21 protein-coding genes are annotated in these 26,801 nt (G+C 41.1%); 9 read left to right on the forward strand and 12 right to left on the reverse strand.

The window, feature by feature from the left end; genetic code table 11:
* Positions 1–682: 682 nt before the first annotated feature.
* The 4 genes from I8752_RS38270 to I8752_RS31160 all read left to right on the forward strand — a co-directional run bounded on the left by I8752_RS38270 (position 683) and on the right by I8752_RS31160 (position 8,782).
* Complete coding sequence (locus tag I8752_RS38270) at positions 683–3,235, forward strand: P-loop NTPase family protein (RefSeq protein WP_214436043.1); 2,553 nt, start codon at positions 683–685, stop codon at positions 3,233–3,235.
* Between the two features lie 37 nt (positions 3,236–3,272).
* Positions 3,273–3,752: a DUF2887 domain-containing protein gene (locus I8752_RS31150; protein WP_214436072.1), complete on the forward strand. Its 480-nt coding sequence runs from the start codon at positions 3,273–3,275 to the stop codon at positions 3,750–3,752.
* A gap of 336 nt (positions 3,753–4,088) precedes the next feature.
* Positions 4,089–7,493: an acetate and sugar kinases/Hsc70/actin family protein gene (locus I8752_RS31155; RefSeq protein ID WP_214436044.1), complete on the forward strand. Its 3,405-nt coding sequence runs from the start codon at positions 4,089–4,091 to the stop codon at positions 7,491–7,493.
* A 188-nt stretch (positions 7,494–7,681) separates the two neighbouring features.
* Positions 7,682–8,782: a hypothetical protein gene (locus I8752_RS31160; RefSeq protein WP_214436045.1), complete on the forward strand. Its 1,101-nt coding sequence runs from the start codon at positions 7,682–7,684 to the stop codon at positions 8,780–8,782.
* Positions 8,783–8,830: 48 nt separating this feature from the next.
* Here I8752_RS31160 and I8752_RS31165 read toward each other — a convergent pair whose 3' ends face one another.
* Positions 8,831–9,310 carry a hypothetical protein gene (locus I8752_RS31165; RefSeq protein WP_214436046.1) on the reverse strand — a complete coding sequence of 160 codons (480 nt, stop codon included), beginning with the start codon at positions 9,308–9,310 and terminating at the stop codon, positions 8,831–8,833.
* Positions 9,311–9,757: 447 nt separating this feature from the next.
* On the opposite strand from I8752_RS31165, the gene I8752_RS31170 reads away from it, so the two are divergent.
* Positions 9,758–10,216, forward strand: a complete 459-nt coding sequence (locus I8752_RS31170; protein WP_214436047.1) for a YbhB/YbcL family Raf kinase inhibitor-like protein — start codon at positions 9,758–9,760, stop codon at positions 10,214–10,216.
* Positions 10,217–10,281: 65 nt separating this feature from the next.
* Here I8752_RS31170 and I8752_RS31175 read toward each other — a convergent pair whose 3' ends face one another.
* Together I8752_RS31175 and I8752_RS31180 are read right to left on the reverse strand one after the other, a co-directional pair.
* Entirely contained in the window at positions 10,282–10,911 is a 630-nt protein-coding gene (locus I8752_RS31175; protein ID WP_214436048.1) for a hypothetical protein, read from the reverse strand.
* Positions 10,912–11,525: 614 nt separating this feature from the next.
* Positions 11,526–11,852 (reverse strand): YbjQ family protein, encoded by a 327-nt coding sequence (locus I8752_RS31180; RefSeq protein WP_214436049.1) that lies wholly within the window; start codon positions 11,850–11,852, stop codon positions 11,526–11,528.
* Between the two features lie 793 nt (positions 11,853–12,645).
* Here I8752_RS31180 and I8752_RS31185 point away from each other — a divergent pair.
* Complete coding sequence (locus I8752_RS31185) at positions 12,646–13,326, forward strand: tetratricopeptide repeat protein (protein WP_214436050.1); 681 nt, start codon at positions 12,646–12,648, stop codon at positions 13,324–13,326.
* A 96-nt stretch (positions 13,327–13,422) separates the two neighbouring features.
* Here the strand turns inward: I8752_RS31185 and I8752_RS31190 are convergent, their stop codons facing one another.
* Positions 13,423–13,629, reverse strand: a complete 207-nt coding sequence (locus I8752_RS31190; protein ID WP_214436051.1) for a hypothetical protein — start codon at positions 13,627–13,629, stop codon at positions 13,423–13,425.
* 17 nt (positions 13,630–13,646) lie between these two features.
* Complete coding sequence (locus tag I8752_RS31195) at positions 13,647–14,552, reverse strand: peptidoglycan-binding domain-containing protein (RefSeq protein ID WP_214436052.1); 906 nt, start codon at positions 14,550–14,552, stop codon at positions 13,647–13,649.
* A gap of 399 nt (positions 14,553–14,951) precedes the next feature.
* On the opposite strand from I8752_RS31195, the gene I8752_RS31200 reads away from it, so the two are divergent.
* Positions 14,952–15,566 (forward strand): hypothetical protein, encoded by a 615-nt coding sequence (locus I8752_RS31200; RefSeq protein WP_214436053.1) that lies wholly within the window; start codon positions 14,952–14,954, stop codon positions 15,564–15,566.
* A 150-nt stretch (positions 15,567–15,716) separates the two neighbouring features.
* Here the strand turns inward: I8752_RS31200 and I8752_RS31205 are convergent, their stop codons facing one another.
* The 4 genes from I8752_RS31205 to I8752_RS31220 form a co-directional block, all read right to left on the reverse strand.
* Positions 15,717–17,432 carry an NAD+ synthase gene (locus tag I8752_RS31205; protein ID WP_214436054.1) on the reverse strand — a complete coding sequence of 572 codons (1,716 nt, stop codon included), beginning with the start codon at positions 17,430–17,432 and terminating at the stop codon, positions 15,717–15,719.
* A 168-nt stretch (positions 17,433–17,600) separates the two neighbouring features.
* The gene (locus I8752_RS31210) at positions 17,601–18,347 is read right to left on the reverse strand and encodes an NUDIX hydrolase (RefSeq protein WP_214436055.1); all 747 of its coding nucleotides are present in this window, start codon (positions 18,345–18,347) and stop codon (positions 17,601–17,603) included.
* Positions 18,308–18,907 (reverse strand): nicotinate-nucleotide adenylyltransferase, encoded by a 600-nt coding sequence (locus I8752_RS31215; protein WP_214436073.1) that lies wholly within the window; start codon positions 18,905–18,907, stop codon positions 18,308–18,310. The genes I8752_RS31210 and I8752_RS31215 overlap by 40 nt, the downstream gene beginning before the upstream one ends.
* Positions 18,908–18,911: 4 nt before the next feature.
* A complete protein-coding gene (locus tag I8752_RS31220; RefSeq protein ID WP_214436074.1) occupies positions 18,912–20,306 on the reverse strand; it encodes a nicotinate phosphoribosyltransferase in 1,395 nt (464 codons plus the stop codon).
* 513 nt (positions 20,307–20,819) lie between these two features.
* Here I8752_RS31220 and I8752_RS31225 point away from each other — a divergent pair.
* Complete coding sequence (locus I8752_RS31225) at positions 20,820–20,972, forward strand: hypothetical protein (RefSeq protein ID WP_214436056.1); 153 nt, start codon at positions 20,820–20,822, stop codon at positions 20,970–20,972.
* Between the two features lie 522 nt (positions 20,973–21,494).
* On the opposite strand, the gene I8752_RS31230 is transcribed toward I8752_RS31225, so the two are convergent.
* Together I8752_RS31230 and I8752_RS31235 are read right to left on the reverse strand one after the other, a co-directional pair.
* On the reverse strand, positions 21,495–22,913 hold the full coding sequence (locus I8752_RS31230) for an LCP family protein (RefSeq protein WP_214436057.1): 1,419 nt from the start codon (positions 22,911–22,913) through the stop codon (positions 21,495–21,497).
* A 294-nt stretch (positions 22,914–23,207) separates the two neighbouring features.
* Complete coding sequence (locus I8752_RS31235; protein ID WP_225896022.1) at positions 23,208–23,702, reverse strand: hypothetical protein; 495 nt, start codon at positions 23,700–23,702, stop codon at positions 23,208–23,210.
* A gap of 108 nt (positions 23,703–23,810) precedes the next feature.
* On the opposite strand from I8752_RS31235, the gene I8752_RS31240 reads away from it, so the two are divergent.
* Positions 23,811–24,986: an AI-2E family transporter gene (locus I8752_RS31240; RefSeq protein WP_214436058.1), complete on the forward strand. Its 1,176-nt coding sequence runs from the start codon at positions 23,811–23,813 to the stop codon at positions 24,984–24,986.
* A gap of 99 nt (positions 24,987–25,085) precedes the next feature.
* Here the strand turns inward: I8752_RS31240 and I8752_RS31245 are convergent, their stop codons facing one another.
* The gene (locus tag I8752_RS31245) at positions 25,086–26,414 is read right to left on the reverse strand and encodes a serpin family protein (protein ID WP_214436059.1); all 1,329 of its coding nucleotides are present in this window, start codon (positions 26,412–26,414) and stop codon (positions 25,086–25,088) included.
* Between the last annotated feature and the right edge of the window lie 387 nt (positions 26,415–26,801).

A 26,801-nucleotide genomic window follows, 5' to 3' on the forward strand; every position in this document is an offset into this window, starting at 1 on the left:
AGTTTAATACGATTTTAGTAAAGAAAAAGTTAACTTGTTGGATGTTTCTATTTTTTAATTTTTAAATTTTCATAAAAATAACATAAAAATACATGAATTTACGTTAAAGACAACCAAGCTCTTCGACAGTGTTTAGCGGTAAAATTTATTACTTCTGACTTTTGTAAAAAAGCCATAATAAATTATGCAATTGTCATTTTAGTCACAAAGTTGTTTGCAATTAGATAAATTTCAGCAGTTTGGCGACGATTAAATAATATTATTGATTACTCATATTCGCTATTTTTTATTTCTTACTACAGAAGATTGCTGTATGCTAATTGTCAAGAAAATAATCAGTAATATCCTTATACAATAGATAAAATTAGTATAAAAATCAAAGAGATATGTTTTCAAGTTTACTTAACACTAATACTTAAGACGGCGAAACCAAAACACTATAGTAAAATGTTCGCCAAGCTTACAAATAGCAAATTTTAGATATTAAGTTTTTAATTTCGTGCAGCATAACTGGGGACTCGTTCGCCAAAAATGCAATTTAATCAAAATCAATCTCCTCAAAATAGATAACGATCTGATAAAACTAAAAAGCATAATATCAACGCATTGTTAGCAGGGCTGCTAATCTCATTTTTTGTGTTATAAAACTCACATAAATTTAGCTTGGACGGAAAAAGACTTTATGGAACCAGGAAAACTGGAATGTTTTAAAGAGTACGGCGAATTTATTCTGCAAAAAATAGATTCAGTACCTCATTCTCTTTCTCAACAAGAAGATTGGGTTCCAGCTAGCCTTGATGAGTGTCTTCTACGCCTCCGAGAAGCTGCTGAGAAAACTGTAGAACTTGCAACATCGCCAGTTAAAATTGGCGTGATGGGAGAATTTAGTAGTGGAAAAACTTTACTTTTGGGCAGTTTGATTGGATATGCTGATGCTTTACCAGTCAGTGAAAACCCCACTACAGGCAACATTACAGCAATTCATCTCGTACCACAAGCAGGATTTGCCACAACTCAATTAGGCAATTTTACTGTGGAGTATCTAGCTCATGAAGGAGTGAATGAGTGTCTGCACTTCATGTTGGGGCAAGCAATGCAACGGGCTACAGCCGCAGGACTTGTAACCTTGCCTGTCTCGAAGTTAGAAACTGGTAAAGATATTATTAACTGGTGCGAAGATTTATGGCACAGCAGTAACAATTTAGAACTACGTTATTTGCTGCGAGAGTTGGTAGTGTTTGTTCGGGCTTATCATTCCTATGGGGAAGCTCTTTGTGGCGGACGCTACCAAATTGATGCTACCACCGCCCGCGAGGGACTACAGCTAGCCGAACAGCCGATGGCAATCCAAAGTCTTGGTTTTGATGATCTACCTCCAGCGCATGTCCGATTGCCGAGTCCACCCCAAAAGCTAGCAGCAAAGCTTATACAGAACAGTTTCCCATTGATCCGCCGTGTCGATATCGAGGTAAAAATATCGCGGGAAATTTGGGATGTTACGGGTGCTTCTGAATTTGTTCTTTTAGACTTTCCAGGCTTGGGTGCTGCTAATTCCGGTGCTAGAGATACATTTTTGTCACTGCGGGAATTGGCAGAAGTACAGACAATTTTAGTACTGTTGAATGGCAAATCTCCCGGAAGCGATCGCGCCAATAAAATCTTCACCATGATGCAACAGCAGCGACCGGGACAAAACCTCAAAGATTTAATTCTCGTAGGTGTCGGTCGCTTTGACCAACTACCCTTAGAAAGTGAAGGCGGTGAAAGAGTACTCGACCAATTAATCGACGATACCGCAGCCAACAGTCCTTTGTATGAAGATACCGTTTTCCAAAAACTGAAAGTTCTGCAAACAACAATCGATGGCGCAAGCGCCTTTACCACCCAAAAAGACCGCATCGTTTTGCTGTCGCCACTGTTGGGACTGGCAGAATTAGCCAAACGTTCGAGTACTGTCAAAGCAGGTTCGCCAGAGTTTTTGGCTAACTTAGACTATCCTAACTACCTAGAGAGGTCAAAGCGGTTGCAACAAAAGTGGCAGCGTTTAAGCGAACGCCTACTAGAATCAGATGCACGCAGCCATTTAGGCAGACAACTAGGTTACTTTGCTCAAGATGGGGGTATTGCCAAGCTACGAGAATTGATGCAAAACCATGTTGCTACTCACGGACTTAAGCAACTGTATGAAGATACTAAAAGAGCAGCCGAGCGTTTACGCCAACAACAAAAAAATTTAGAAAATATCATTGCTCAAATTCACGAGCAAGGCATCCCCACAGGCGATAGTCCAGCCTCGATCGAGTTGCGGGCAACCATTGAGACTTTAGATAAAACTTACAGAAACTTTCAAAAAGATTTAGGTAAAGAACCACTCAAAGACCGACGCAAAGAAGTCGTCAGCGATGTGGTTAAAGACGAACTCACGTATAGAATACTCAATTGGAACCAATGGACTTTATTATTTAATAAAGCTCATAATGGCGCGATCGCCTTGGCCGAATCAAAAGGGGCAGCTGGTAAGCTATTCGATCGGGGTAATAGAGTTAATAGTGCGATTCCTACTAAAAGCGACGATTTTTATCCAGCTTTTGCCAAAACTGTCAAAGAACTAGAAGAATTTGCCCGCGATCGCATTCGGCAAGCAGTGGTAGACTCGTTGAGCAAATTATCCGATCTCATAGCCCCAGAACGCGACTATCTCAAGACTATCCTCCGCCCCGAAATAGAACAAGAGATTGAAGTAAAGTTCGGTGGAGAAGAAGCCGATTTATTTTATCAATTGCTGTTAGGATGCGACCCCAACCAATGGCAAGAAGCAATTATCTCCGAAATTAGTGGTAGAGACAAAGCGATCGCACCTGAAATGATGTTTCCCTTAGCGCGTCAAGACGAAAAACATCATATTGGGCAAATCTTTGATTGGGCCCCAGAAAGAAACCAAAGCACATCTAGATCCACGAATCATCAGCTTTTGGTTTTGCGACTGCGAGATGAAATCATCGCCAGCGCCAGTTTGCATCTCGTCCAGTATGTCAGCGAAGTCAATCAGCAAGTGAATGCGGAATTAGAGGGCATTTTGGATCTAATTATTCCCACTTTGCAAAATCTCTCCAAAAAAGAACAGTTGCTTATATATATTGCGGCTGGAGACTCGCAATCTGCGATCGCAGTTCCCACTTGGTTGCAGATACTTTCGGAAATCGCTACCGTTTCTTACTTAGATGTTGCTAACTAATCGCCTATTTTATGGGCAGCAAAATAAGGATGTATTTGTGAGACGCGATGCCATTTTTTATACAATTTTCAAACGTACTCCTAGGTTGTTTTTTGAGTTAGTAGAACAGCCACCCCCTGAAGCTAGTAGCTATCGCTTTGAATCAGTTGAAGTTAAAGAACCAACATTTCGGATTGATGGGGTATTTTTACCGCCACCTAATACAAAACCTCAGACGATCTTTTTTGCTGAGGTGCAATTCCAAATAGATGTAATCACAACAATCGCTGTTTATAAATTTGCAAACTTAAGCCGTGAAGAGGTAGAGGCGATGTTAGGAGTCAAGTTAGAAGAAACTAGGGTTTATCAAGAAGCTAAAGAAGAAGGACGACAAGAAGGGAGACAAGAAGGACGACAAGAAGTAAAACTTGAACTTGTACCTCGGTTCTTAGCTCGTGGAATGTCGATGGAAGAAGTTGCTCAGTTACTGAGTTTAACTATCGAACAAGTAACACTTGCTACCGAGCAAGAATCTTAAATATAAATTTAGTAACTGCCGCGTTTTTGAGAGCGAAATAAAAGTTACTCAAATATATCGCTGCGGGAAAATTGCGATCGCAAATCGCAATCCCCACGCTTGTAGTAGATTCTCTTAAAAATCGCCACCATTTTTATTCAAATATTTCTCGTGAAGTTGCTTGATAGGGAGTCGGGAGTTCGGAATAGGGAATAGGAGGGGAGTTAGGTAAGCAGCGGAGCAGAGGAGATAAAACTACTGACCACTGACAACTGACTTTTGTACAGACAAAGGTTAATCGCGTCTCTACGACAACTGACAACTGACCAAATATCAGCAATTTAAGGAAAATATGAAATGCCTGTAGAAATTCGGCTTTCTCCTCAATTTGAAGTGCGTATTCACGAAAACGAATATTTGCAGCTGCCAACAATCCAACTTATTGCTGCTGGGAACAACGTTCCTCACATTTCCCGCATTACTTGTGCTGTCAGAGGAACACCAAGTGAATTGGCAGCACAAATTCAAAAAGCCTATGGGAAATTCGACTCAGACATCCCGAAAATTTCTCAAATCGGTCAATTAGAACAATATCCTTGTAAACTGAAGCAACCTTTAACACAACCAATCAACTGTAAACTGCGGGTGATGGTAGAGTATTTTGATTCCGACGCTGCTGGAAATCCATTGCTGTCTGTGCGAAAGCACATTGGATCTGCGTGTCATCTATGGTCAGCGCCAGGTTTGGAGCAGCCACCCACTAAGCAAATAAGAAAAATGGATACTGCAATGAACCCTTTCCAACTCAACAACATCGATAAGCAACGAAGTGATAAAAAAAGGTTTCCGGGATGGTTTGCTCTGGATTTTGGCACTTCTAACTCTACAGTCACACTCTTCGACCCCATTGAAGTGCCGATCGCGGAAGTGTTACCCAAAGAACAAGAACTGCGATTGCGCGATCGCTTGGGTGAATGGCTGAGTTCTCCCGCCTCGGTGGCTTTACCAGATGTCAGTGTTGCTGAGTGGGAAAAATTTCTCGCTGACATTAGCAAAAACCTGGAAACAGAACCCAGTCGCTTGCATGAAATTTTTGAAACCGATAATAAAGAGCGATTTTTAGAAGCGATTCGACAAATCGAACTATGTTTGGGTAATAGCGATCGCTTTCGTCGGGCTGCTAGCAAAAAACTTTATCAGATATACCATGAGGTCTTCCGCGTCCCCACTTTAGAATCGCAAAATTTGATTCCGGTTGTGCTGGATATCGATCGCCGGGGCACAGAAATACCTAGCGAGTTGGAAGTTTATCGCTTGGCAAATCTCGAACTGCGGATGGGTAGGGAAGCCAGGGACAACAGAAAAAAAGCGATCGCCCAAGGTACAACAACTTCTTTAAAAGAAATCATCAGCAGGTTTCACCACTCACCCAAACGCTATTTTGGTCAGGAGCGGTCTTTTCCGGTTATTTTAGATGGCAAGGAAGAAACAATTAATGTTAACCAACTGATCCAAGCAGCTTGGGGACATTTAATCGATTTAACTGAAGATTATCGCCAACGCGCCCGCCGCAGATTTTCGGAAGGAGATTTCCTCACAGCAGTTGTCACCTACCCAACTGTCGCCCCACCAGTTGTTCGCAAGGAAGTTAAAGAACTAGTTGAAGAGTTGGGGATGGACGACGTGCAAACTGCTTACGATGAAGCGGTTTCTGTAGCAATATTCTTTCTCTGGCGAGAATTTGGCGGTAATCTTAACATCGGCATCGAATCTTTCAAAACCCGCTGTCGCCAAGAAAAGAACAAATGGTCGCAAAATGTCCTGGTTTTAGATATCGGTGGTGGAACCACAGATTTGGCTTTAATTGAACTAACTTTAGAAGATAAAACCCCATTTTTTGCCGACAATGAAGATAGAGGTTTGGGGGGAAGATATTATAAACTGACACCAAAACTATTAGGTTCTTCTGGACATTTACAGTTAGGCGGTGAGCTAATTACACTGCGAATTTTTAGATTATTAAAAGTGGCGATCGCTGACTTTTTACTATCAGCTGTCACCACAGGTGACATCGAAAGTGAAAAACTAGAAGATTTAATTAGTTCGGAGTTAAACGAGCGTTTCTTGGAACAGGGTAAATTTAGAAGTGGCAGTTTGTTGAAATGTCTGGATAAAGAAAATCCTGAAGGCGACGCGGCATACAAAGATGCCTTAGATACCGCAGAAAAAGTATTGCCTACCCGCTGGCAACAAGCACCCCAACGCCTGCAAGCCTTTTATACTCTTTGGGATCGTGCAGAAGCGGCCAAACTCAAACTCGGACAACCAGCAGCAACAGATGATTATCCCTTAACCTTTACGATCTCTGAGCAGCAAATTTCTGAACTACTTAACCAAAGTGCGATTAAATTTCAGGTGAAAGACCCTGAGAGTATTTGCGTTACTTTAGATAGTAAGCAATTTGAACGAACTGCTGCTTCTGCAATTCGAGAAGCGATCGGGATTGCCAAAGGACTAATGGAGAGTCGTCTGCGTCCTCAAGATAACACTGTAGATCCTTGGAATACGCATAAAGTAGATTGGCTAATCTTATCAGGTAAAACTTGCAATCTCGACATCGTACAACGCCACATCTACGAGGAATTTAGCAAATCTCCATATTTTGTTTGGAATCCAGAGCGAATTACCTTTGTATTGGAATTTACCAAACTAGCTACATCTGCTGGTGCTTGCTATGCCGAGAAACTACGACGACTGAGATTCGACCCCGAAGAATCTAAAGGATTGCTGCGTAAGGGAGCCAATCAATTAGAAATTGATGTGAAAAACTTATTTTATTACCTACCCTGCAACTTCAAACGCAAAACCCAAAGCAACGACTTACTAACAATCTTTAAAGCCGGACAAGAACTCTATCAACTCGCTCATTGGGAAAGTGTAGCGAAGGTTCGTACTGTGTGGCAAGGCATACAATTAACAAACATTATTTATCGTCAAGACTACGAAGATGGAGATTTACGACTTTGGGGTAGCTTCGACGGTCAAACCCTGATGGAGAAACTAGGGATGGAAGAAGCTGAGTTTCTCAAAAAAATCAAAGTTCAGTTTGAAATCGATCAAACACTCCAATTTAACGTGTTGCTTTGTCAAGGAAATCCGCATTATTTGATTGACGTTCCTGGGATTGATGTGGGTTCGGCAATATCAGCAGCTTCCGAATCAGAACTGTTTGCTGATGGGAAATTGAAGTGGAATATTGCTGTGGAACGCCCGAATAAAGACTTGAGTAATGGTGATATTGCCGTCAACGTGATTGAATCGGCAACTGTCGATCGCCCCGATGCCTATCATCTAGTTTTTGAAGTAGACAACGAGAATCATAAGTCCTTGCAAGAATTTCACTATCTGCGTGATGGCGCACCACAACCAGCAAACGGTTTAATCAGTAACTCCTTACCTCCCTTCCCGCAAAGCAATCAGCACACCTTTTATGTGTATCAAACAGATAATGAAAGCAACACCAAAAAATGGATACGTATTGGCGCACTCAGCAAACCAGATGTGACAACAGATTACCCTTGCCAATATCGTGTCACTCTCGACGAAAAAGGTATTTTACGGATGCACGCTGGTGAAGTCCCTTACTGGACATCGACAAATCAAGAATGTCTCAAGCAAGAAGGATGCGTTTACCGCGCTGAATTAGACTTGCAACCCAACGAAGTCGATAAAGAACGCGATCCGTTTTGTGGCATACATTAAAAAGTAAAAAGATAATCAGCCTAAATAAATTTAGGGGTTAACAAGCATTTTTCATAGCAGATTCTACCTCGGTGAAGTACAGATTATTCTTTGTACTTCATCGCCTAAGAAATGCGATATTTTCTTTCTTTTGCCTTTTATCTTTTAACTTTTTACTTGTTCGGTGAGATAAAGAAAAGGTGATATTCATGCAGCATCTACGTCAACTATTAGAGATAGAAAATTCAGAGTTGGCTAAACTACTACGGTTTAGTCTATACGGGCTAGAAGCTACTTTAGATAAGGCTCGCACAGAGTTGCCACTAGATCCAGGAGCTAAGTTATGCGATGAGGTGCTGCAAGAACTCCAAAGCCTATTACAACCTCAAGAAGGCTGTAGTTTGGTAGAAATCTTACCCCCTCCAGATCAATTAAAACTAAGTCACCTCCGGGATGCTTTTGATTTCGATCCAGAACTAACTCATTATCTCGGAAATTCCCCACTGCAAAGCCAGAGCGACTCAGATTTGTGGAATGAAATTCAACGCAAGCTATTACGAGTCCCAGAGAATCTGGCTGAGTCTTGGCAACAACGTGCTTTGGATTTAGCACAGAAAGTCGGTGCAATCAAAGATAATTCGGATTTGTACGAACTTCCCTTTATTCGAGATGAAGTTATTTATCCGGGACTTAAGGGTACTGTCAAAGCTAAAGGGTTACGCTTATCTAAACAAGCATTATTAAATTCTGAAATTGCCCAAAGTAATGAATCTGGAGATTTATATTTACTAGCTGGCTTTTTAAATTTTTATATGAAATTTATCGACATTGAACCCGATTTATATCATGCTTTAAAGAGTATTTTTGGTTTCGATGTTATCTCTCTACATAGCAAACCAGAACAGCGATCGCAATACCTTGAGGCTTTAAGCGATCGCTGCCTTCGCACTCAAAAAGCCGAGGAAAATGGCGATCCGCTGTCAACTCTACGTGCTTGGATTGACATGGATGAAGCCATACACTCTCTGTTATTCGTTCCACCTGCGGAACGTTATTCTTGGTGGGGGAAGCTACAACAAGAATCGAGACGCATTCTCAAAAAAATTGCCGACAGGGCAATTAATGCAGGCTATGACGTGCGAATCCGCCAATTATCGGGACTGTATGCCGACATCTGCACTTTCTCAAAAGATGACCTACAACTAGACTGCGGCGGCGTTCCTGGGGAAGTTTTGACTTGTCTGCGGGTTTACGCCCGAATTAATCAAGAAGAGTCTCTAGGACGTGTAATATTTCGCTCATCACGCTAACAATACATTTGCGCGATCGCTCGACAAAGTTATAGCAAACATTTGCTGCTATCGTCTGATGTTTTGTTGTTGTCTCAATTGTTGCTGTTGTCTGACTCGATCTTGTAGCCTAAATTGTTCTAGTTGCTGTTGTTGTTGTTGCTGTCTGACTCGATTTTGTAGCTGAAATTGTTGCAGTTGCTGTTGTTGTTGTTGTTGTCTAAATTGATCTTGTAATCTAAATTGTTGCAGTTGCAATTGTTGTTGTTGTTGTCTGATATCCTGTTGTAGTCTCAATTGTTCTAATTGCTGTTGTTGTCGGAGGCTGAATTCATCTTGTTGCTGTCTAAATTGTTGCCACAGTTGAGGTTGCTGTTTTAAGTTATCTTTCGATTTACTCGATTCCTCCCACTGTCTTTTTAACTTTGCCTGTATTTGTTTTTGAAGAATTGTCTCGTTGATTTCTGCCGATACAGGAAACTGAATCAATGAAGCTACTATCAAGACTATCAGCGATAGTCCAGATTTCATTTTCAATGAATAATTCATGTAGTTTTCTCTTAAATTTTTACAGATTAAAATTAATATTCGCCGCTATAGCAGAACTATATCAACGAACACATGATATCTAGTTGTCTAAAAGATATCAAATCTATTAATAGTATAGCGTAAAGATACTGACGGCATTTTCATCATCCGTATAAACACAAAGGAATTTTTGGTGAGATATTACACCATTACTTGAATAAATGCGATCGCCTCAATTAATAATCAGGAATCACTGGCAGTTTTTGCGTTGAGAGGATGCATTTATCAAGTGTAGGAATATTTGGCAATCGTAAAAAGATTCATCCTTTTACCGATGATTTCTATGGGTATTTAAACTTCAATCAAAATTAAATTTCACGCAGATCAAGAAACTTGCGTGTTTGATCCATCACTGCCAAAGGATTTGCAAAATCCTTTGGCAGTGAATCTAAAAAAGAGGTGAAAACTATGAAATTAGAGAGTAATGTTTTTGATAATAATGGTTTAATTCCAGCAAAATATACTTGTGATGGGGTAGATATCTCCCCACCTCTTATTTGGGATGAAGTACCAACGGAAACACAAAGCATAGTATTGATTGTTGATGACCCTGATGCACCCAGACAGACATTCGTTCATTGGGTTGTTTATGATATTCCAGCTACAGTTCATCAGCTACCAGAACAAATTCCATCTGTCAAAACTTTACCTAATGGTGGCGTACAGGGAACAAATGATTTTGGTAAGTTGGGTTATGGGGGGCCATGTCCACCTAGTGGCACTCATCGCTACTTTTTCAAACTTTATGCCCTAGATCGAAAATTAGCTTTGGCAGCAGGTGCTAACAAAAATCAAATTTTGGCAGCAATGGAAAGTCATGTTTTGGCAAAAGCAGACTTAATTGGACTTTATAAACGCCAAAATTAAATTAAAAAAGCACCTTTTTTAAGGTGCTTTTGAAATTCATAACATTTAGTTTTAGACAATACTTCTTAAGTATGGTAGTTGGTTCGAGGACTGCGTACACCAGCAATAGATCCCATCAATGCCACAGCTAAACCCAACAAAGAACCAATTACAAACCACCACAAACCTTTAGAAGTTGCAGCAGCAATATCGCGGGTTTGTTCGGCAGTGACATTGGGTACGTTTCGCGGTAATGCGGTGCCTGATTGTTGTACTTGATTTATCGCTTCCCCAGCATTAGAAGCAGCAATACCAAAAGCACCCGAAACCCCACTTGCTAATAACCAAGAACTGAGTGCCAAGGTAGTAGCCCAAAAGATTGCCCCATTAAGTAAGGCTGTGTTGCGGTTCATTGGGCCAGCAGCGTGAGATGTCATCCAACCACCAGTGAAAAGAGAAAGTAACAAAGCGATAGTTGACCAAAGCCCCACATTACCTGCAACATTGGGTGCAATTGTTCTCGGCGCTCCTGAATTTGCAACGTTACCCGCTCCGATTGCCGCAAACAAGGAACTTAAAATCAATTGAGTAGCTAAGGCAACCAAAACACCAGCTATTATCGGGCCCCAACGAACGCGGTCATGGTATTCACCTACTCTAGCTGCTACCGCTGGTTCACCAATAACATCATCACCTACACGGTTTACGTATGACATAGTTTACTTTCTCCTCGCTTACTTTGCTATTTAAGCAAAGTTCTTAATAGGCTATTTTTTTGCTCATTCTTATAAATTAAATTGCTAATCTAATTTTTTTATATCTATCAATAGAAATAAATATTTGCTCTATCTTTAGTAGTAACGAATTCTTCAGCTTACAAATATTAATTTAATGTAACTTATCGCTAAAATTTGAATTTCTCAAAAAACCTACACTTAATTTTAAGTATATCTATAAAGTTAAGTAGGTCGACATAATTAAATATAGAATGTCAACCTGTGAAATCCTCTCATAAATTGCCTTTTCCCTCCAGCATAGCTGCCCTTCGACTTGGTGCAGTTGCTCATGGGGAGCCACTCCGTTGGGCGGCTCTGCCGACTTAAAGGAAGTGACGTGGAAACCACGCCAGATGCTCCACTTGGGGAGACCCCAAGACCGCACTGGCTCCCCAAGACCGCACTGCTTCACCTCCTACCTCCTGCCTCCTACTTATTAACTTGAGAGTGAGAATTGAAAATTTTGTTTTAATGGGTAATAAATAATTTGAACTAAAGTATTACCCATTCTTCTCGATCGCAAAGTCAGAAACCAAGTTTTGAAAATGAAAACGCTAACGCGTTTTTACAGCAGTACCTGTAGCGGTAATTAGCAATAAAACTCCTGACTGGTCAACATTGATTGTGCCAGTATCAATTTCAATTCCAATTACAGCGTTGGCTCCTAAACGTTGCGCTCGTTGTTCCAATTCTGCTATTGCTTTGCGCTGACCTTGCTCAAATAGACGCTCGTAGCTGCCAGTGCGTCCACCAATAACATCCCGAATGCTAGCTAAAAAATCCCTGAGGAAATTGCTGCCATAGACAACTTCTGCCGTCACAATACCTAAATATGACTCAATAACTGCACCTTGAATCACATCAGTTGTTGTTAAAATCATAAATTTAGCCTCGCAATTAGTACATCGCCTGACATCTTTTATCAAAATAGCAAGGGAAGTAGGAACAGAAGGCGCAAGCAGAAGCCTTTGCGTTGGTGTTGGGTGTCAAAGCTAAGGGACTTCCAAATAAAAAAATAATCAATCGCTTTGGTGAGCTCTTTGAGCAGGGGAGGCTGGGGGAGAAAGAGTCTATTCATCGTCTTTGCTCTTTAAGGTGCGTTAAGCGCTTTAATCATGTTTTTCGTGACAAATCAGATATGGGGGTTTGACACACCCTACAGGGATTTATTTTTACTTTATAAATAACCTCTTACGCAAACATACTTTTGCTTGAAGCGTTTCTTGGACAAAGCTCAACGTGTGGAGGAACATTTGACATTTAGAATTAATCTAATCTTGGTGACGCTCAAGGAATAATGAAGAATTTTAAACGAACAAAAGGAAAAAATTAGATACATAATCTACCAATTTTTAGATGGCATCATAATTAATTAAGGTTCGACACCAAGTAGCAAAGGTATATACCTTATCTGGATTGACAACAAGATGCTAAAACTACTGAGAACCAAAGAAATTTTTTCCGACTCCAGATTTATCTGCGGATTGCACTTAACTATTTATACTGAGCTATCTATCTTTCAGTAGAAAGTTTAGCGTTTTTATACTGTTATTGGGTATCAAATTTTATGATTTATTAATATATTGGAAAAACGAATAAATACAGTTTTCAAAAATCAATATTTTTGTTTTAATGTACAAGAAAAAATTGTTCTAAAATTTCAGGAAATTTACTGTGTACAAGCGCATTTCAGTTATAGTTAGCGTACTGTTATTAGGATGTTGTACTGTTACCATCCCCTTAACCGCTCAGGCTCAAGTACTAGTGGCGCAAGCCAGAAACCCTGAGTTAAAAGAAATTTTAGAGGAAGGGCGGAGGCTTGTAAATACTGGTGATTATAATGGAGCGATCGCAGTTTACCAAAAAGCTGCTAGCTTAGACCCCAAGAATGCCAAAATTCATTCGGGAATTGGCTATTTGTACGCCCAACAAGGAAATTTCCAATCGGCGTTGGCCTCATATCGTCGTGCTATTGGTATTGACCCCAACAACAGTGATTTTTACTATGCCGTGGGTTATATTAAAGGGAATTTAGGTGATACTGCTGGGGCTAAAGAAGCCTACCGTCGTGCAATCCAGCTAAACCGCAACAACGTTAATGCCTATCTGGGATTAGGTGTGACACAAGCGCGCTTAGGAGATTACGAAGCCGCTGTGTGGGCATACGAGCAAGCAATCAGTTTGAATAAAAATAATGCTCAAACCTATGAGTTTATGGGTTCGATGTATAAACAGCGACGGCAAGCTAAACAAGCAAGTAGTGTACTGCAAAAAGCTCGTAATCTATATCAGAAGCAGAATGACTTGGATGGAGTAGCTAGGGTAGATGCCATGTTGCGAGAGTTGGGAGGATGATCGGCTGTTGTGTTTTTAATTTGCACTTTGAGGTAGCGGAGGGGCGGAGGGGCAAAGGAGAAGGTTTGCAGGTTTTACCTAAAAAAGGCTCATGTCCTAGGTTGCGATCGCTGGTACTGGTAGAACCGCAGACATACTTGCAGACGCTTTACGTAAATAGATAGAGGTTACTGATGAACCAGTTAAACTGTTTGCAATCAACAGCAGCCAGTCGCGTGCAAGGAGAAATCGCTCTTGGGGGAAACCCTCTAAAGTTCCCTTGGAGGGTTTCCCCGCCTTTGCCAACTGGCTTTCAACAATCACTATAAAAGTAGAAAACTTTATCCAGGGAACTTCTTCAACAAATCATCCCCAGCAATTACCGTAGTGTAAAAGACATAATTGTTATTAGATACATAGCGGCGGTCTTGTTTGACGATCGCCATAAATTCTCGATGTCCTTGTCGCATACGTCCCACTAAACAACCTGCACTGGCATTTTTAATATCATTACTAGGGGCATCATAGCCCCAGTGTTGATTAACCAGGAAAAGACCCGTATCTTGTTTGTCGCCAGTCCGTTGAAAGTCTTTGTTGAAATCGCGGTAAACAGTAATCGGTGCTACTTGTACTAATGCTTCATGACGTTCGGCATTGCCATGCATACCTACAGCCCAAGCTTTGTACTGGCCAAACTTAATTCTGGCAGCGCCTTCGGGATTCATCGGGTTGAAGGTATAATATCTACCTGGTTCGGTGGTAGCTTGCCAGTGATCTACAATTTTGGGAATGCCATTTACAACTTCAATAACAATTCGGCGATCGTTAAATCCATTGGGTGTATCGCTATTAAGAGTCCAGTCCCCATCGATTCCTTCTATATAAACAATGTTGTATTCTTTAGAACCTGTAAATACCTGATAATCTTGTGCCAGCATATATTTAAGAATTCGACTGGCAATATCATTACCCAGTTTTAACGGAGGTTTAGGAAGATCCTCCGATTTGGTTTCAATTAGTTTCTTGGCTGTGACTGCTCCTAAAAATTCAGCTTCTCCAGTTTTTGTTAATTCTTGAAATTTTTTGAGAGCTGCCGTAGATACTGGCCCAAAGTTACCATCGGCTGGTGGTTCCAATAAACCCAAACCAATTAACAATATCTGAACCTGACGAGTGAGTTCTGAATCTTGAGCGATCGCCTCAAATCCCCACTTCTCTCCTGTGCCGAGAAAATCTTGTAGTTTCATAATGCACCTGCTTGGAATTATCTACTCCTAAGTAAAAATGTTTTTTTTGAAGAGTAGTTTTGTATTCAATGCTACTTTAACAATCCCAAAACGTAAAATTTTTTACTGTTAATTTATATTTAATAAAAAAGAATTCAGGAATCAGGAGTCAGAATGGGCGCATGAATTCTGTACTAGTGGCAGATGAATAAACAGGTTTAAGTCTGCCGCTAAATCGAAGATTTAGCGAACTCAAAAAATAAATTTTTTTCCCAATAATTGCATATGGGAGGGAATGAGCTTAAAACCTAATTTTTGGAAAACAAAAGTTAATTTTTTGTAACAATAAAATTATTGTATAAAATAGTTAGTTAAATTTGTAACACTTAAAACCGTGTTATTCTTCGAGGGCAGATAAAAATGACAGCAGAAATACCTCTGCGCCTTTACGAACTCAAACCGCACTATCAGACTCTTTGGAATAAGTGTGAAATCAAATTTGAGAAATTGAATGTTGCTCAAGAGATAGTAAAGAAAATAATTTCAAACCGACCTCGTTACGAAGCTGTGCAGCAAAAAATTAATGTACCTTGGTATTTCGTTGCAGTCATCCACAATATGGAAGCTTCCCTCGACTTCACCAAACATCTGCACAATGGGGATTCACTGAAAAAACGTACTGTTAACGTACCCGCAGGCAAACCAATAACTGACCCCATCAAAGGTTGGCAGGTTGGCTACACTTGGGAAGAAAGTGCGATCGATGCTTTGAAAAGCAAAGAATTTGACCGAGTTAAAGATTGGAGTCTGGCAGCACAGCTTTGGCAGATAGAGAAATACAATGGTTTTGGTTATAGACAATACCATGCAGATGTTCTCACTCCTTACCTATGGTCGGGAACTAATCTTTATAGCAAAGGTAAGTACACAGCCGATGGAAAATGGGACGCTAATGCAGTTTCCGAACAAATTGGTGTTGCAGCTTTGCTGAAAATTTTGATCGAAGGACAAAATCTCACTATCACATTGGTTTAGGGAATGGAGATGAGGGAGCGGAGGGGAAAAAGACGGTTGCAGAAATGACTCTTATCCCCTATCTTCTCGGCTCCCCATCCTCTTGTTGACTTCTACCTTCTGACTCTTGGAAAGACTTGGGTTAATCGCGTCTCTACGACAACTGACTATTTAAGGAACTAAACTAGGCGCAGGCACATTGACAATCTGGTAGGCTTTTTTGACACCAACCCAGTTGTTAGCGATTGGCATTCGCCAACCAGTACCAAAGGCGCGATCTGTGATTTTTAATCCAGGAGGTGCTTGTCGCCGCTTAAATTCAGCACGCGCTACCATTTGGATTACTCGGTCTACGATGGTTGGCTCGTGACCTGCGGCAACAATTTCGGCTGCTGATTGGTGGTTGTGAATCAAGCGTTGCAAGATATCGTCTAAAATCTCGTAGGGTGGTAAAGAATCTTGGTCAACTTGACCGGGTTTCAATTCAGCACTGGGTGCTTTGGTGAGGATATTTTGCGGGATGATTTCACCATTGCGATTTAACCAATTACAAAGTGAATAAACGCGGGTTTTAGGTACATCTGCAATTACTGCTAAACCACCGTTCATATCACCGTAAAGGGTACAGTAACCGACTGCCATTTCTGATTTGTTACCGGTGGATAAGAGAAGATAACCAAATTTGTTAGCGATCGCCATTAATAAATTACCCCGAATCCGGGACTGAATATTCTCCTCGGCAATGCCAAACTCAGTACCTGCAAACAACTCGGCTAAGGTATGGTCAAAGCCTTGCATTAATTCCCCTATGCGTAAGATATCAGTCTTAATCCCCAAGTTTTCGCCTAATGCTAAAGCATCACTTACAGAATGTTCCGAACTGTAGGGCGAAGGCATGAGCACACCGAGGACATTTTCTTTACCTAGTGCAGCAGTAGCGATCGCAGCGACTAACGCCGAATCAACCCCTCCACTTAAACCCAACACTACTTTAGAAAAGCGACACTTGCGGGCATAATCTTTTATTCCTAAAACCAAAGCCTGCCAGATTTCTTCATCTTCCGATTCATACTCAGGCGCTACAGAACTTAATTGTAAATCGCGTTGCATCTCGTCAAATTCAACTAACAGCAAATCGGTTTCAAAACCACGGGCGCGACACATAACTTCACCTTGACGATTCAAGGCAAAACTCCGACCATCAAAAATTAAATCGTCATTTCCGCCCACTTGATTAGCATAAATTACAGGTTGTTGAAAACGCACTGCACTATGCCTCAACATTGCCTCTCGAAAATGCTGCTTGCCGACGCTGTAGGGTGAGGCAGACAAATTCACAACAAAATCCACACCCAAAATTGCCAAATCAGCAATCGGATTTACTGCATAACTACGTTTGCCCCAAAATTCCTCATCGTTCCATAAATCTTCGCAAATAGTTACGCCAATATCGAGATTGTCGAGAGTGAAATGATTAGCTTGTAGCCCAGCTTCAAAATAACGGTGTTCGTCAAATACATCATAAGTAGGCAAAAGCCGCTTGTGAAAAATTTGCTTTACCTTACCTTCTTCTAGCAAAGCAATACTATTAAATAACGTTTTTCCACCAGTAATATGGGCTTGTGTATTTTCTTCAACAGTTCCGACCAATACAGCTAATTTTGGTGGTAAATCTTTTGCCAACTTTTGTAAAGTGATATCCAGGGCTTCTACAAAAGAAGGATTTAGCAATAAATCTCTTGGAGGATAGCCACATAAAGAAAGTTCTGGTGTTAATAATAAACGCGCACCTTTTGCCGCTGCCTGTTGTGCTGTTTCCAGAATTTTTTGAGCGTTTCCTGGCAAATCACCAATTGTCGGATTAATTTGAGCGATCGCAATTTTCATGGTATTTAGTTAATTGTCAGTTGTCAGTTGTCAGTTGCAGAAGTAATTATTTCTTGTCTCCCTCATCTCCCTCATCTTCCTTATCCCCGCGTCCTCTTTCTCCCTTGTCTGCCTTGTCCCCAGTCAACACTTATCAGTCATTAGTCATCTAGACTTTTGTTTTTTAATTTAAATAAACACCAAAGGTTTATCCTTTAGAGGGGCAAAAGCTTCAGCATCAAATTTATATAAACTAGCTGGACGACCAGCGCCCCGTGAGACCTTGATTCCGGTATCGCATAAAAAACCTAATTTGAGTAGACGCGCCCGAAAATTAGAATAATCGGCAAAGTTTTCGCCTAAAACGGTGGTGTATAACTGATATAAATCATTCAAAGTAAATGTTTCCGGCAAGACTTCAAATGCTATCGGGCTATATTCCAACTTATTGCGTAAACGCCTGTGTCCATACGCCAAAATTTCATTATGGTCGAAAGCTAATTGCGGTACTTGTTTAACTGGATACCAAGCTATGCCACTAACCCCATCAGCAATTAATTCTGCTTCCTCAAACCGTACCAAGGCAAAATAACTAACAGAAAGATAACGCACACCATAACTATCACTTGCTTCTCGCGGATCGCGGCTCGGCCCCCCAAAGGTATACAATTGCTCTAAATAAAGATTATTTACTTTTATTTTCTCAGCCATGATGCGATAAGCAGCATCTTCTAAAGACTCTCCTTGACGTACCAAAGTACCGGGAAGACTCCAGTAATTTAAAAATGGTTCTTGCTGTCGCATGACTAACAGAACTAGCAGCCGATTCTGTGTGGTATCTACAGAAAAAATTACATTATCAACACCAACCTTGAAATCAGCCAAAGGTTGTTGATTTAGTGGAATTGGAATCTTTTTGTGGTTGCGTCCTGGCATTTGTACAAATGCTCTCGATGAATATAGGCAATAATAGAGGGTGTGAGGGCTTCGGTATCTCCGCGTTCGCGGTACGCTGTTGAGGAAACATCCAAACCAGTCAAGCTGGCGATCGCAATTTTCCCTCCCAACTTTTGCACAGCCTCCAAACTAGACTCATCTATTGCATATCCCGGACGCGGTACAACCAACAGTTGCACTTGCTGTAACAAATCTTCAACTCGATACCAACGCGGTAGTTGATTGAGTAAATCTGAACCAACAACCAAAGTGTACTCAGCATCTTCTCTCCACTGGACTTTCGCTTTTGCCACTGTTTCCAGTGTTTTCCAGCTACTCAATTCCTGTTCCACAGCAATGTTGTGCAGTGGTGCATCCATATTTGCAATCAATAGCCGCAGCATTGCCGCCCGATGTTCTAAAGATGTTTGATGGGATTTAAATGGGTTATCTGCTGCCCAAACTGCCACCCAATCATAACGCTCAGATAACCATCTAAGAATCTCTTGGTGTCCAGCAGTTGGTGGATCGGCACTAGTACCAAACAAAGCAATTCTCATCATCTTACTTTGCGTCCTTTGCGTTCTTTGCGGTTCGTTTCTCCGTCTTTGCTGTCAAATCTTGCAGCGCCGCCGAAATCTCCACCTGCATAGCAACAGGATTATCCAAACGCCGTGTTTCTTTTGGCAAACTGGCAATTGAGGCGGCGGTACGTTGGCGAATTGCTGCTAAAGTTTCTGGTGGTTGCACTCGTTTGCCCTGTTTCATCGCTACTTGCAATAAAGGTTGTTCGCCCACCAAAGGGCTTTCTGTCACTAACCCCAACCTATCAGTTACCTTACCTTCTGCAAAGGAGCGAAAAATCTGCTTGCGTCCTGGATAAGTTAATTTGCCACTCGATTTTTTCATCACTGGGATGTTATCGATTTCTACAAGTTTGTAGACTCCATTTACTGGCGAACCTGTAACTAATCGCGTTCCTAATCCATAGCCATCAATTTCAGCCCCAGCCGCTTTGAGTCTGGCAATTTCCCATTCATCCAAATCGCCACTAGCGAAAATCGATACACCGGGAAGTAGCGATCGCACCTGTTTGGACAAAGTTATTAAATCCCCAGAATCCAACCTCACGCCAGTTAATTCCATTTCTCCAGAATTGACTTTTTCAGCCAACCGCTCCGCAGCAGCGATGGTATCGTAAGTATCAATTAGCAATGGTGCGCCCGGAAAATATCGATGAAAGGCGCTAAAAGCCTCATCTTCACTTCCTGCCACTGCTGACAGGGCCATCACCAAAGCGTGAGCCATCGTACCACTTGGCTGCTGCCCTAGTTGTAGTGCCGCTAACACGTTAGAAGTGGCATCCAATCCGCCTGCTAAGGCTGCTCGCGCTGCCCACAATGAGGCTTGGGGACTAAATGCTCGTCTTGTGCCAAATTCTAAAAGTGTTGCTTGCTGCCCTGCTACATCGCGGATACGTGCTGCCCTTGTGGCTACCAAAGTTTGGTAATTCAGCGCATTTAACAAATAAGTTTCTACTAGCTGTGCTTGCCAAAGGGGTGCTTCTACTCGCAACAGTGGTTGATTGGCAAATACGGCTGTGCCTTCCGCTACTGCCCAAACGTCCCCAGTAAATTGTCCTTGGGCTAATAGCGACCAAAAGCGATCGCCTGCCCCAGCAAAAATTCCCGTCGCCTGTAAAGCTGCTATTTGTGAGGAACTAAAGCGAAATTTTTCTAAATATTCCAATGCCTGGGCTAACCCCATGGCAATTAAATAACCGAAACCCTCTGGCAATCGCCTCACAAATAACTCAAAGCTACTCCATCGTTGTTCTAAACCTTCACCCGTGTAACAAGCTGCCATTGTCAACTGGTAAAGGTCAGTAAGCAGGCTGTAATCAGCAGCAGATAAGTTCAGTTCTTGGTGATGCCTATCCAAGTCTGGCAAAGTAGTCATGCAAGAGCGTCCTTTCAAGAATGCTTCTTCTATTATGGTAGTTTTTACCATAAATAATGTCAACTCTTGGATAAGGCAGTTTATACTACTGCCACTAAAAGGTATCTTTACAGAAAGAAAACACAAAAATATTTTATTATTTAATATTTATTAATAGTTATTTCTATTAATAGGGTAAGACAAAAAGTGCTGAGTAGAGTCACGATTAACCCTTGTCTGTACAGGAGTTAAGAGTCAAGAAGAGGATATGGGGATTAAGAGTAATTTCTGTACAGTCTTTTTCCCCCCACCCTTTTGCTCCTTTGTTCCCTCATCTCGCCCTGCTTCCCCTGCCTGCGATCGCTCCCTTATAATTAAGACTGAATGGCTTGCGAATAAGCTAAAGTATTGCAAACATATCTAAATAAGCATTGCATAGGTTGTCAATATATTGAGAAGTAGAGCCAGGACATAAGAACAGAACTAGAGTAGAAACATCACAATTAATAGTGACTCAAAAAAGGAGTCTATATTATGTCTATTTCCAAAATGCTTGCTAGCATAACTCAATATATTTCGGAAGCAGCAATGCGGATTTTTGGCCCTAATGATGATGCTTATCCTACTATTGGCGTACAACCCTTTACAGGTGACCCTTATAAAAAAGGTACTGCTGACAATTGGTAAATAGGGATAGAGCTATATATATCATATTAAGATATGAAAATACAAAGGTGTGAAACTTTTCCTCACACCTTTTTGTTTTTTAGATTCAGATTTTATACACTATCTCACGAGCTAGCTATAACTGCTATATCATCAATATCAATTCAGCCTATTACTCGCTTTATATTGAAAATACGGAATTTACGATCCCCTCGCCAGATTACACTGCTCTCTGTTTACATCAGCACTTTACATACTTTTACTATAAGACGGTCAACGAACCTAAAATTTTTTGTCAAAAGCAATTTATATGAGATATCACCTTAGTCGGGTGAATTAGCCAGCAGTTGCGATCGCTTTTTTAATAAGCTTAAGGTAGAAGCGATCGCAAATGTAGCAATAGATGAAGATAGCAAAAGTTATGGAGAAATTTTGGGAGAGAGGTAAATGCAGATTCTAATAAACAAAAATCACAGTTTCTGTAGTTATAATTGCCTAAAATTGAAAAATCCTTTGCTCTCTCTACCTTCTTTGGTGGCTATACTAATTTTTGGTAGATTCCTCAAAGATAGCTTTTTGCTGTAACCAATCCTTACCGACTTGGATACTGATATCTGAATCTAAATTACCAGTGCTTTCTACCCGCACATCTCCGAATCCTAAAGAGTTGCGAATTGATTCAGCACTTGCACTATCTCCTTGTTGAGCAATAATATTAGTTACTTCTAAAGGTTCGCTCCAAGGTTTAGAAACATAAATATTGCGATAACCAGCTTTTTCTAAAGCTCTGATTAATGGTCTGAGATTAGAGCGATCGCCACCCGTGCTATCTTGAATTGCCACTCGCAAAGAATTTGGGTTACTCACCTGCTCCTCATTTGGTGCTTCCAAGCCAAAGTGTTGCGCCATTAACTTGGCAATACTATTTTTACTTGGCAACCAATAGCTGGCATCGTACTCGTTCTTCTCACTGAAGCGACCTGGCAGCAATAACATCTCCATATTAGAGCGATTGGTTCGCACTCCAAAACCCACAAGCGCCACTAACTCTTCAACCGTTAAGTTAGTGTCGATATTTTCTTTGACTACGTTGAGAATTTTAGGTAATTGCGCTACCGTTACGGGGTTTACAGTCTGGTCTATTAAGGCACGAATCACCATTTGCTGCCGTTGAATCCGACCAATGTCTCCGAGTTCATCGTGACGAAAACGCAGTAATTGCAGTGCTTGATCGCCGTTGAGGTGCTGTTTGCCTGCTTTTAAATTGATATAGAGGTGTTGAGAATCATCTTGGTATTTCATATCCTTGGGAACATAAACTGTCACCCCACCCAAGGCATCAATTAATTTACCTACTCCCAGAACATTAATGCGGATATAGCGGTCAATTCCCACCCCACCCAAAACGTTACTAACAGTTTTAGCAGTCAAAGCTGGCCCGCCTTCAACATTGGCGGCATTAATTTTTTTCATCCCATGTCCCTCAATTTCTGTACGGGTATCTCTGGGAATAGAAAGCATGACCACTTTTTTTGTCTCTGGATCGAATTTGATCAAGAGCATGACATCAGAAAGACCATCAAAGGAGTTTACCTGTGGCAGGTATTTGAGATTTTTGGATTCAGTGGGAGGATTTTGAATATCTGGTGGCAGTACGCTCATCCCCATGACTAAGAGATTGACGGGACGAGTTAATTGGGAAAAGCGTAATCCCTCACCAGAAATGCGATCGCCATCAAAGACAGCTTCTTCTTGGGGACTTAAATCGGCTTGCTGCAACGGTGTACTAGTTAGAGAAACCGCCAACAGTGCCCCTGCTGTTGCTGATACCATTGCGATCCCGCTCATACCTACCCAAAACCACAGCCAGCGTCCTGATTTCGAGTTCTGGGAGTTTTTGTCCTTTGGATTGGGAGCGTTTGCCGATTGGTTTCCTTCCGCCGAAGTTCTTTGAATGGTCACAGACTTCCTCACATTTAACTGATCTAATTAGGTAAATTTGCAGACTAAATAATATGCAGACAAATTAACTCATAATAGTTAACTTTTGATGAATCTTGCTGACTATTTAACCGTTGCCTCTACCACAACATCACAACACTTATAGCAGCATTTCTCCTGCTTTGTTGCAAATCCGGAGATGTTTTATTGAAGTATGACAACAATAAGTCGGTTTGACCAGATCCGATAGTAGATAATCTGTTATTTGCGAACATTTTCAGTAAAAGTACCAGCCGAGCGATCGCTTGCAATAATTTAATGTAAGTATTTATTCAGTACTTGTTCAGCAAAATTGCTAAACCCTGGTAAACGATTAGACTTACCTTTGATGAGCCGAAACATCAGCCAGACACTCACCAAAAAATAACTAGATGTAAAAAAACTATTAAGGATTAATAAACGCAGTGTAAAAAAATTTGAAGTTTCTGCTCCAGCTGCTAACAATAAGTAACCCAATAGCCAAGTTAACCCCAGAGTAATAGACAGACGACTCACAACCAGTTGTTCCCGACTTCCCTGGCGGCGGTAGAGAGTCCATAGAGATGGAAAAAAGCCGAGAACTGGAATCAAATGTATGAGTAATAATCTTCTAGAAGCAGCTGCCTCTTCTCTGGGGATTAGGGATTGGGGATTAGGGCTTGGGGATTGGGAGAAGGAATTGCTCCTCTGCCCCTCTGCTCCCCTGCTCCCCTGCGCCTTGTCCCCAGTCCCGACAGTAGGCAAATTATCGATTGGTTCAAAATTTTCCATTGGGATGAGTCTAATCCTAAACAAGAGAGATGAAATTCAGTGATGTAGTCGGAGATAATAAGCTGTAAAGAAGGATTTTATGTAGTTATATCCCGCAATCGGCTAAAGATGCAGACACGCAAGCTAGTCAACTGGTGGCAGACACTCACACCAATAGCGCGAATCGGGGCGATCGCATTATTCGCCCCGCTGCTAGTTCTCAATGGTTGGGCTATTTCGGCAATTTTTCATTATTTCCATTCCCTAATAGTCATTTTAGTCGGAGCCTCAGTTCTAGCATTTCTGCTCAACTATCCTGTCAGTTGGATGGAGAGTCGCGGTGCTAAACGAGAGCAAGTTGCCATTTTAGTCTTCTTATTAGCTTTATCGATACTCTTGGCACTGGGTGTCACCTTATTTCCCCTGGCCCTTACCCAAGCTCAACAACTGGTGGCCCGTTTACCAGAGTTAATTGATTCTGGACGCTCTCAGTTAATGATGTTAAACGAGAAAGCAGAAGTTGCTGGTTTACCGATTAATCTTGATGCTCTGGTAGTACAAATCAACGATCGCGTCAAGGGACAATTGCAGGCGATCGCCGGACAAGTTTTAAATTTGGCCGTCGTCACATTCACCAGCCTGCTGGATTTTCTATTGACAATGGTTTTGACTTTCTACCTTTTGCAGCATGGGGGCGAACTTTGGCAAAGTTTAGTGGAATGGCTGCCACCAAAATTTCGCGCACCTTTCTCTGAAACAGTGCGCCTGAGTTTTCAAAATTTCTTTCTCACCCAGCTAATTTTATCTACTTGTATGGCCTCAGCCTTAATTCCTGCCTTTTTATGGCTGAAAGTGCCGTTTGGTTTGTTATTTGGCTTAACCATTGGCATCATGGCTCTTGTGCCCTTTGGCGGTTCTGTAGGCATTGCCCTCACCACCTCCTTAGTCGCGCTGCAAGACTTCTGGATGGGAGTAAGAGTTTTAATTGCAGCGGTTATTGTCCAACAAATTCTAGAAAATTTAATTGCACCTCGGATTTTGGGTAATTTTACTGGTTTAAATCCAGTTTGGATACTAATTTCGGTCTTAACAGGCGCAAGAATCGGTGGGCTTTTAGGTGTGATTGTAGCGGTTCCCACTGCTGTAATCATTAAAACTGCTTTAACTGCCTTGCGTCCGACTGTTCTTAGCATCGAAGAAGAAACCACTCCGCCAAAAGAGGTAACTGCACCCGTTCCACCAGAAGAATCTCCAAAAGCAGAGAAAAAAAATCCCTTGAGCGTTTCCGAACCGACATTACCCTAGTAAGAAAGCAGGGGGAGCAGGGGAAGATGAGGAAGATGAGGGAGAAATAACTCTTAACTTTTGTACAGACGCGATTAATCGCGTCTGTACTCAGCACTCTTACTTCGGTTCCAGAATTGAACCCATAAACAAAATGCTTCCTGTTTGATTATCTCGAATAGCACAGAAGAAGGGACGGTCAACAATCATGCGGAATGGTTCTGGTTGCTGTCTCAAAGATGTTGCCTGTATCCCCACTGAGGTAGCTGCTGCTGCTTCCGTGCCTTCTTCATTTACCTCAACAAAAGTTTTATGCTTAACTTGGCTAATGGTAAGATTTTGACCCATGTTAGAAAAGTTAGCTTTATCGCTAAATGCTTCTTCCATGCCTAAAGCTTTCAAGGCATCGTTGAGTGTAACATCGTAGTCTGTTTTAAAACGCGGCAAACGAATAAACCCTTCCTGTTTGCGGAACTGAGTCATCCATTTTTCCCAGTTCTCAAGACTTAAGTTTTGATATAAGACATTGAGATTCGAGTTCTGTTTAGGCAAAAAGATATAAAAGCTGATTTTCCTATCTAGCCCGTAAGGTAAACTCACTGCCTGAAATTGCTCGTTTTCATAGTATCTGTAGTCGCCTGTTTGCGACATCATAGGGTGCTGCTTTTGTTTGCCAGATATGAGATGAAAAGGATGTTCGGCTGTTTGGGTTTTATCAAATTCGTCACTCCATTTACCTTTAAAATATATGGCGTTAATTAGAAATAGCACCTCATCGGGTTTAATTGTTGCAACTATTTTATTGATTTTGCCGTTTGTTTTTTCCTTGACCCAGTTATTGATAGTATTGGGGGCTGTGACATCTTGAAAGTCTAAATTTGTCACCTGGGCTTTGTAGAAATTCTGGGTTGTCTTCAAAAAATCTGGCTGGAAACTAACATCTTTCCTTGCCCATAGTGAGTTAGCAATAGTTAGTTGCACTTTCTCGCTGGGCTTTTCTAATAATTCCTTTAATGAAGCGTAAGCAGAGTTAATTTCTGGCAGGCTCATACCCTGTAATTCTAGGGTTTTAGCCATTGCTTGTTGAGTAGTGCCACTAGCACCGTTGTAGGTCATAGCTAGAGCGATCGCTACACTTGAAGGAGAAATAAAAATGTTGTTTTCACTACTGTTATTTTTGAGAATTTCTGAAAACAATTTGAAGCCAAATTTATTATTAGCATTAACAAGTTTTGTATCATTGTTCGCTATTTTTTTTGGCAAGGGATACTCCGATTGAGGTATATCTGATTGGGCAAGTGCGCTCGAACTATTATTGACCTGAGAACAGCCTAATACACCTAATAGAACAACACTAGCTGCCGCCAAAACGTAACGTCTTCCCAAACTTACACCATACCGTCTTTGGAGAAAAGTTTCTTTCACACCACTCAACTTCTGCCGATTCATTCTGCCACCTCGCTTGCCAAATACTTTTTAGTTCTTTGCGAACATTGACGCTAATGAAGTGTGTTAATGATTAACTATTGCATTGGCAACAACAGAAATATGTCATGGTTACAGTTTTGGTAACGATAGATAATTGAGAGTAATTTAATGTCACTTGTACCTGTTACCGATTAAAGCGGCAATCCAGATTAGTTATGAAGCGCTTTGATCTATGAAGATGTCTAAAGTTTTCAGATAATTGTATATCAAACTACTTAATAACTTAGTATTGGCGTTGATAATTTTTAGTAAAAATCAATTGAGTTTTTCGCTATCATTTTGTACTGAGTTATTTTTATATAATAGGAACTGATTGCACAATGCAAGTAAATTTTAGAAAAAACTATC

Source organism: Dendronalium phyllosphericum CENA369, from assembly GCF_016056275.1.
Lineage (GTDB): Bacteria > Cyanobacteriota > Cyanobacteriia > Cyanobacteriales > Nostocaceae > Dendronalium > Dendronalium phyllosphericum.

Bases quoted from the DNA above. Each gene is read 5' to 3' on its own strand.
- I8752_RS31180 (WP_214436049.1), bottom strand. From the start codon at position 11,852: ATGATTTTAACAACAACTGATGTGATTCAAGGTGCAGTTATTGAGTCA.
- I8752_RS31205 (WP_214436054.1), bottom strand. From the start codon at position 17,432: ATGAAAATTGCGATCGCTCAAATTAATCCGACAATTGGTGATTTGCCA.
- I8752_RS31210 (WP_214436055.1), bottom strand. From the start codon at position 18,347: ATGCCAGGACGCAACCACAAAAAGATTCCAATTCCACTAAATCAACAA.
- I8752_RS31245 (WP_214436059.1), bottom strand. From the start codon at position 26,414: ATGAATCGGCAGAAGTTGAGTGGTGTGAAAGAAACTTTTCTCCAAAGA.
- I8752_RS31200 (WP_214436053.1), top strand. From the start codon at position 14,952: ATGACAGCAGAAATACCTCTGCGCCTTTACGAACTCAAACCGCACTAT.
- I8752_RS31175 (WP_214436048.1), bottom strand. From the start codon at position 10,911: ATGTCATACGTAAACCGTGTAGGTGATGATGTTATTGGTGAACCAGCG.
- I8752_RS31215 (WP_214436073.1), bottom strand. From the start codon at position 18,907: ATGAGAATTGCTTTGTTTGGTACTAGTGCCGATCCACCAACTGCTGGA.
- I8752_RS31165 (WP_214436046.1), bottom strand. From the start codon at position 9,310: ATGAATTATTCATTGAAAATGAAATCTGGACTATCGCTGATAGTCTTG.
- I8752_RS31220 (WP_214436074.1), bottom strand. From the start codon at position 20,306: ATGACTACTTTGCCAGACTTGGATAGGCATCACCAAGAACTGAACTTA.
- I8752_RS31195 (WP_214436052.1), bottom strand. From the start codon at position 14,552: ATGAAACTACAAGATTTTCTCGGCACAGGAGAGAAGTGGGGATTTGAG.
- I8752_RS31170 (WP_214436047.1), top strand. From the start codon at position 9,758: ATGAAATTAGAGAGTAATGTTTTTGATAATAATGGTTTAATTCCAGCA.
- I8752_RS31240 (WP_214436058.1), top strand. From the start codon at position 23,811: ATGCAGACACGCAAGCTAGTCAACTGGTGGCAGACACTCACACCAATA.
- I8752_RS38270 (WP_214436043.1), top strand. From the start codon at position 683: ATGGAACCAGGAAAACTGGAATGTTTTAAAGAGTACGGCGAATTTATT.
- I8752_RS31225 (WP_214436056.1), top strand. From the start codon at position 20,820: ATGTCTATTTCCAAAATGCTTGCTAGCATAACTCAATATATTTCGGAA.
- I8752_RS31160 (WP_214436045.1), top strand. From the start codon at position 7,682: ATGCAGCATCTACGTCAACTATTAGAGATAGAAAATTCAGAGTTGGCT.
- I8752_RS31155 (WP_214436044.1), top strand. From the start codon at position 4,089: ATGCCTGTAGAAATTCGGCTTTCTCCTCAATTTGAAGTGCGTATTCAC.
- I8752_RS31235 (WP_225896022.1), bottom strand. From the start codon at position 23,702: ATGGAAAATTTTGAACCAATCGATAATTTGCCTACTGTCGGGACTGGG.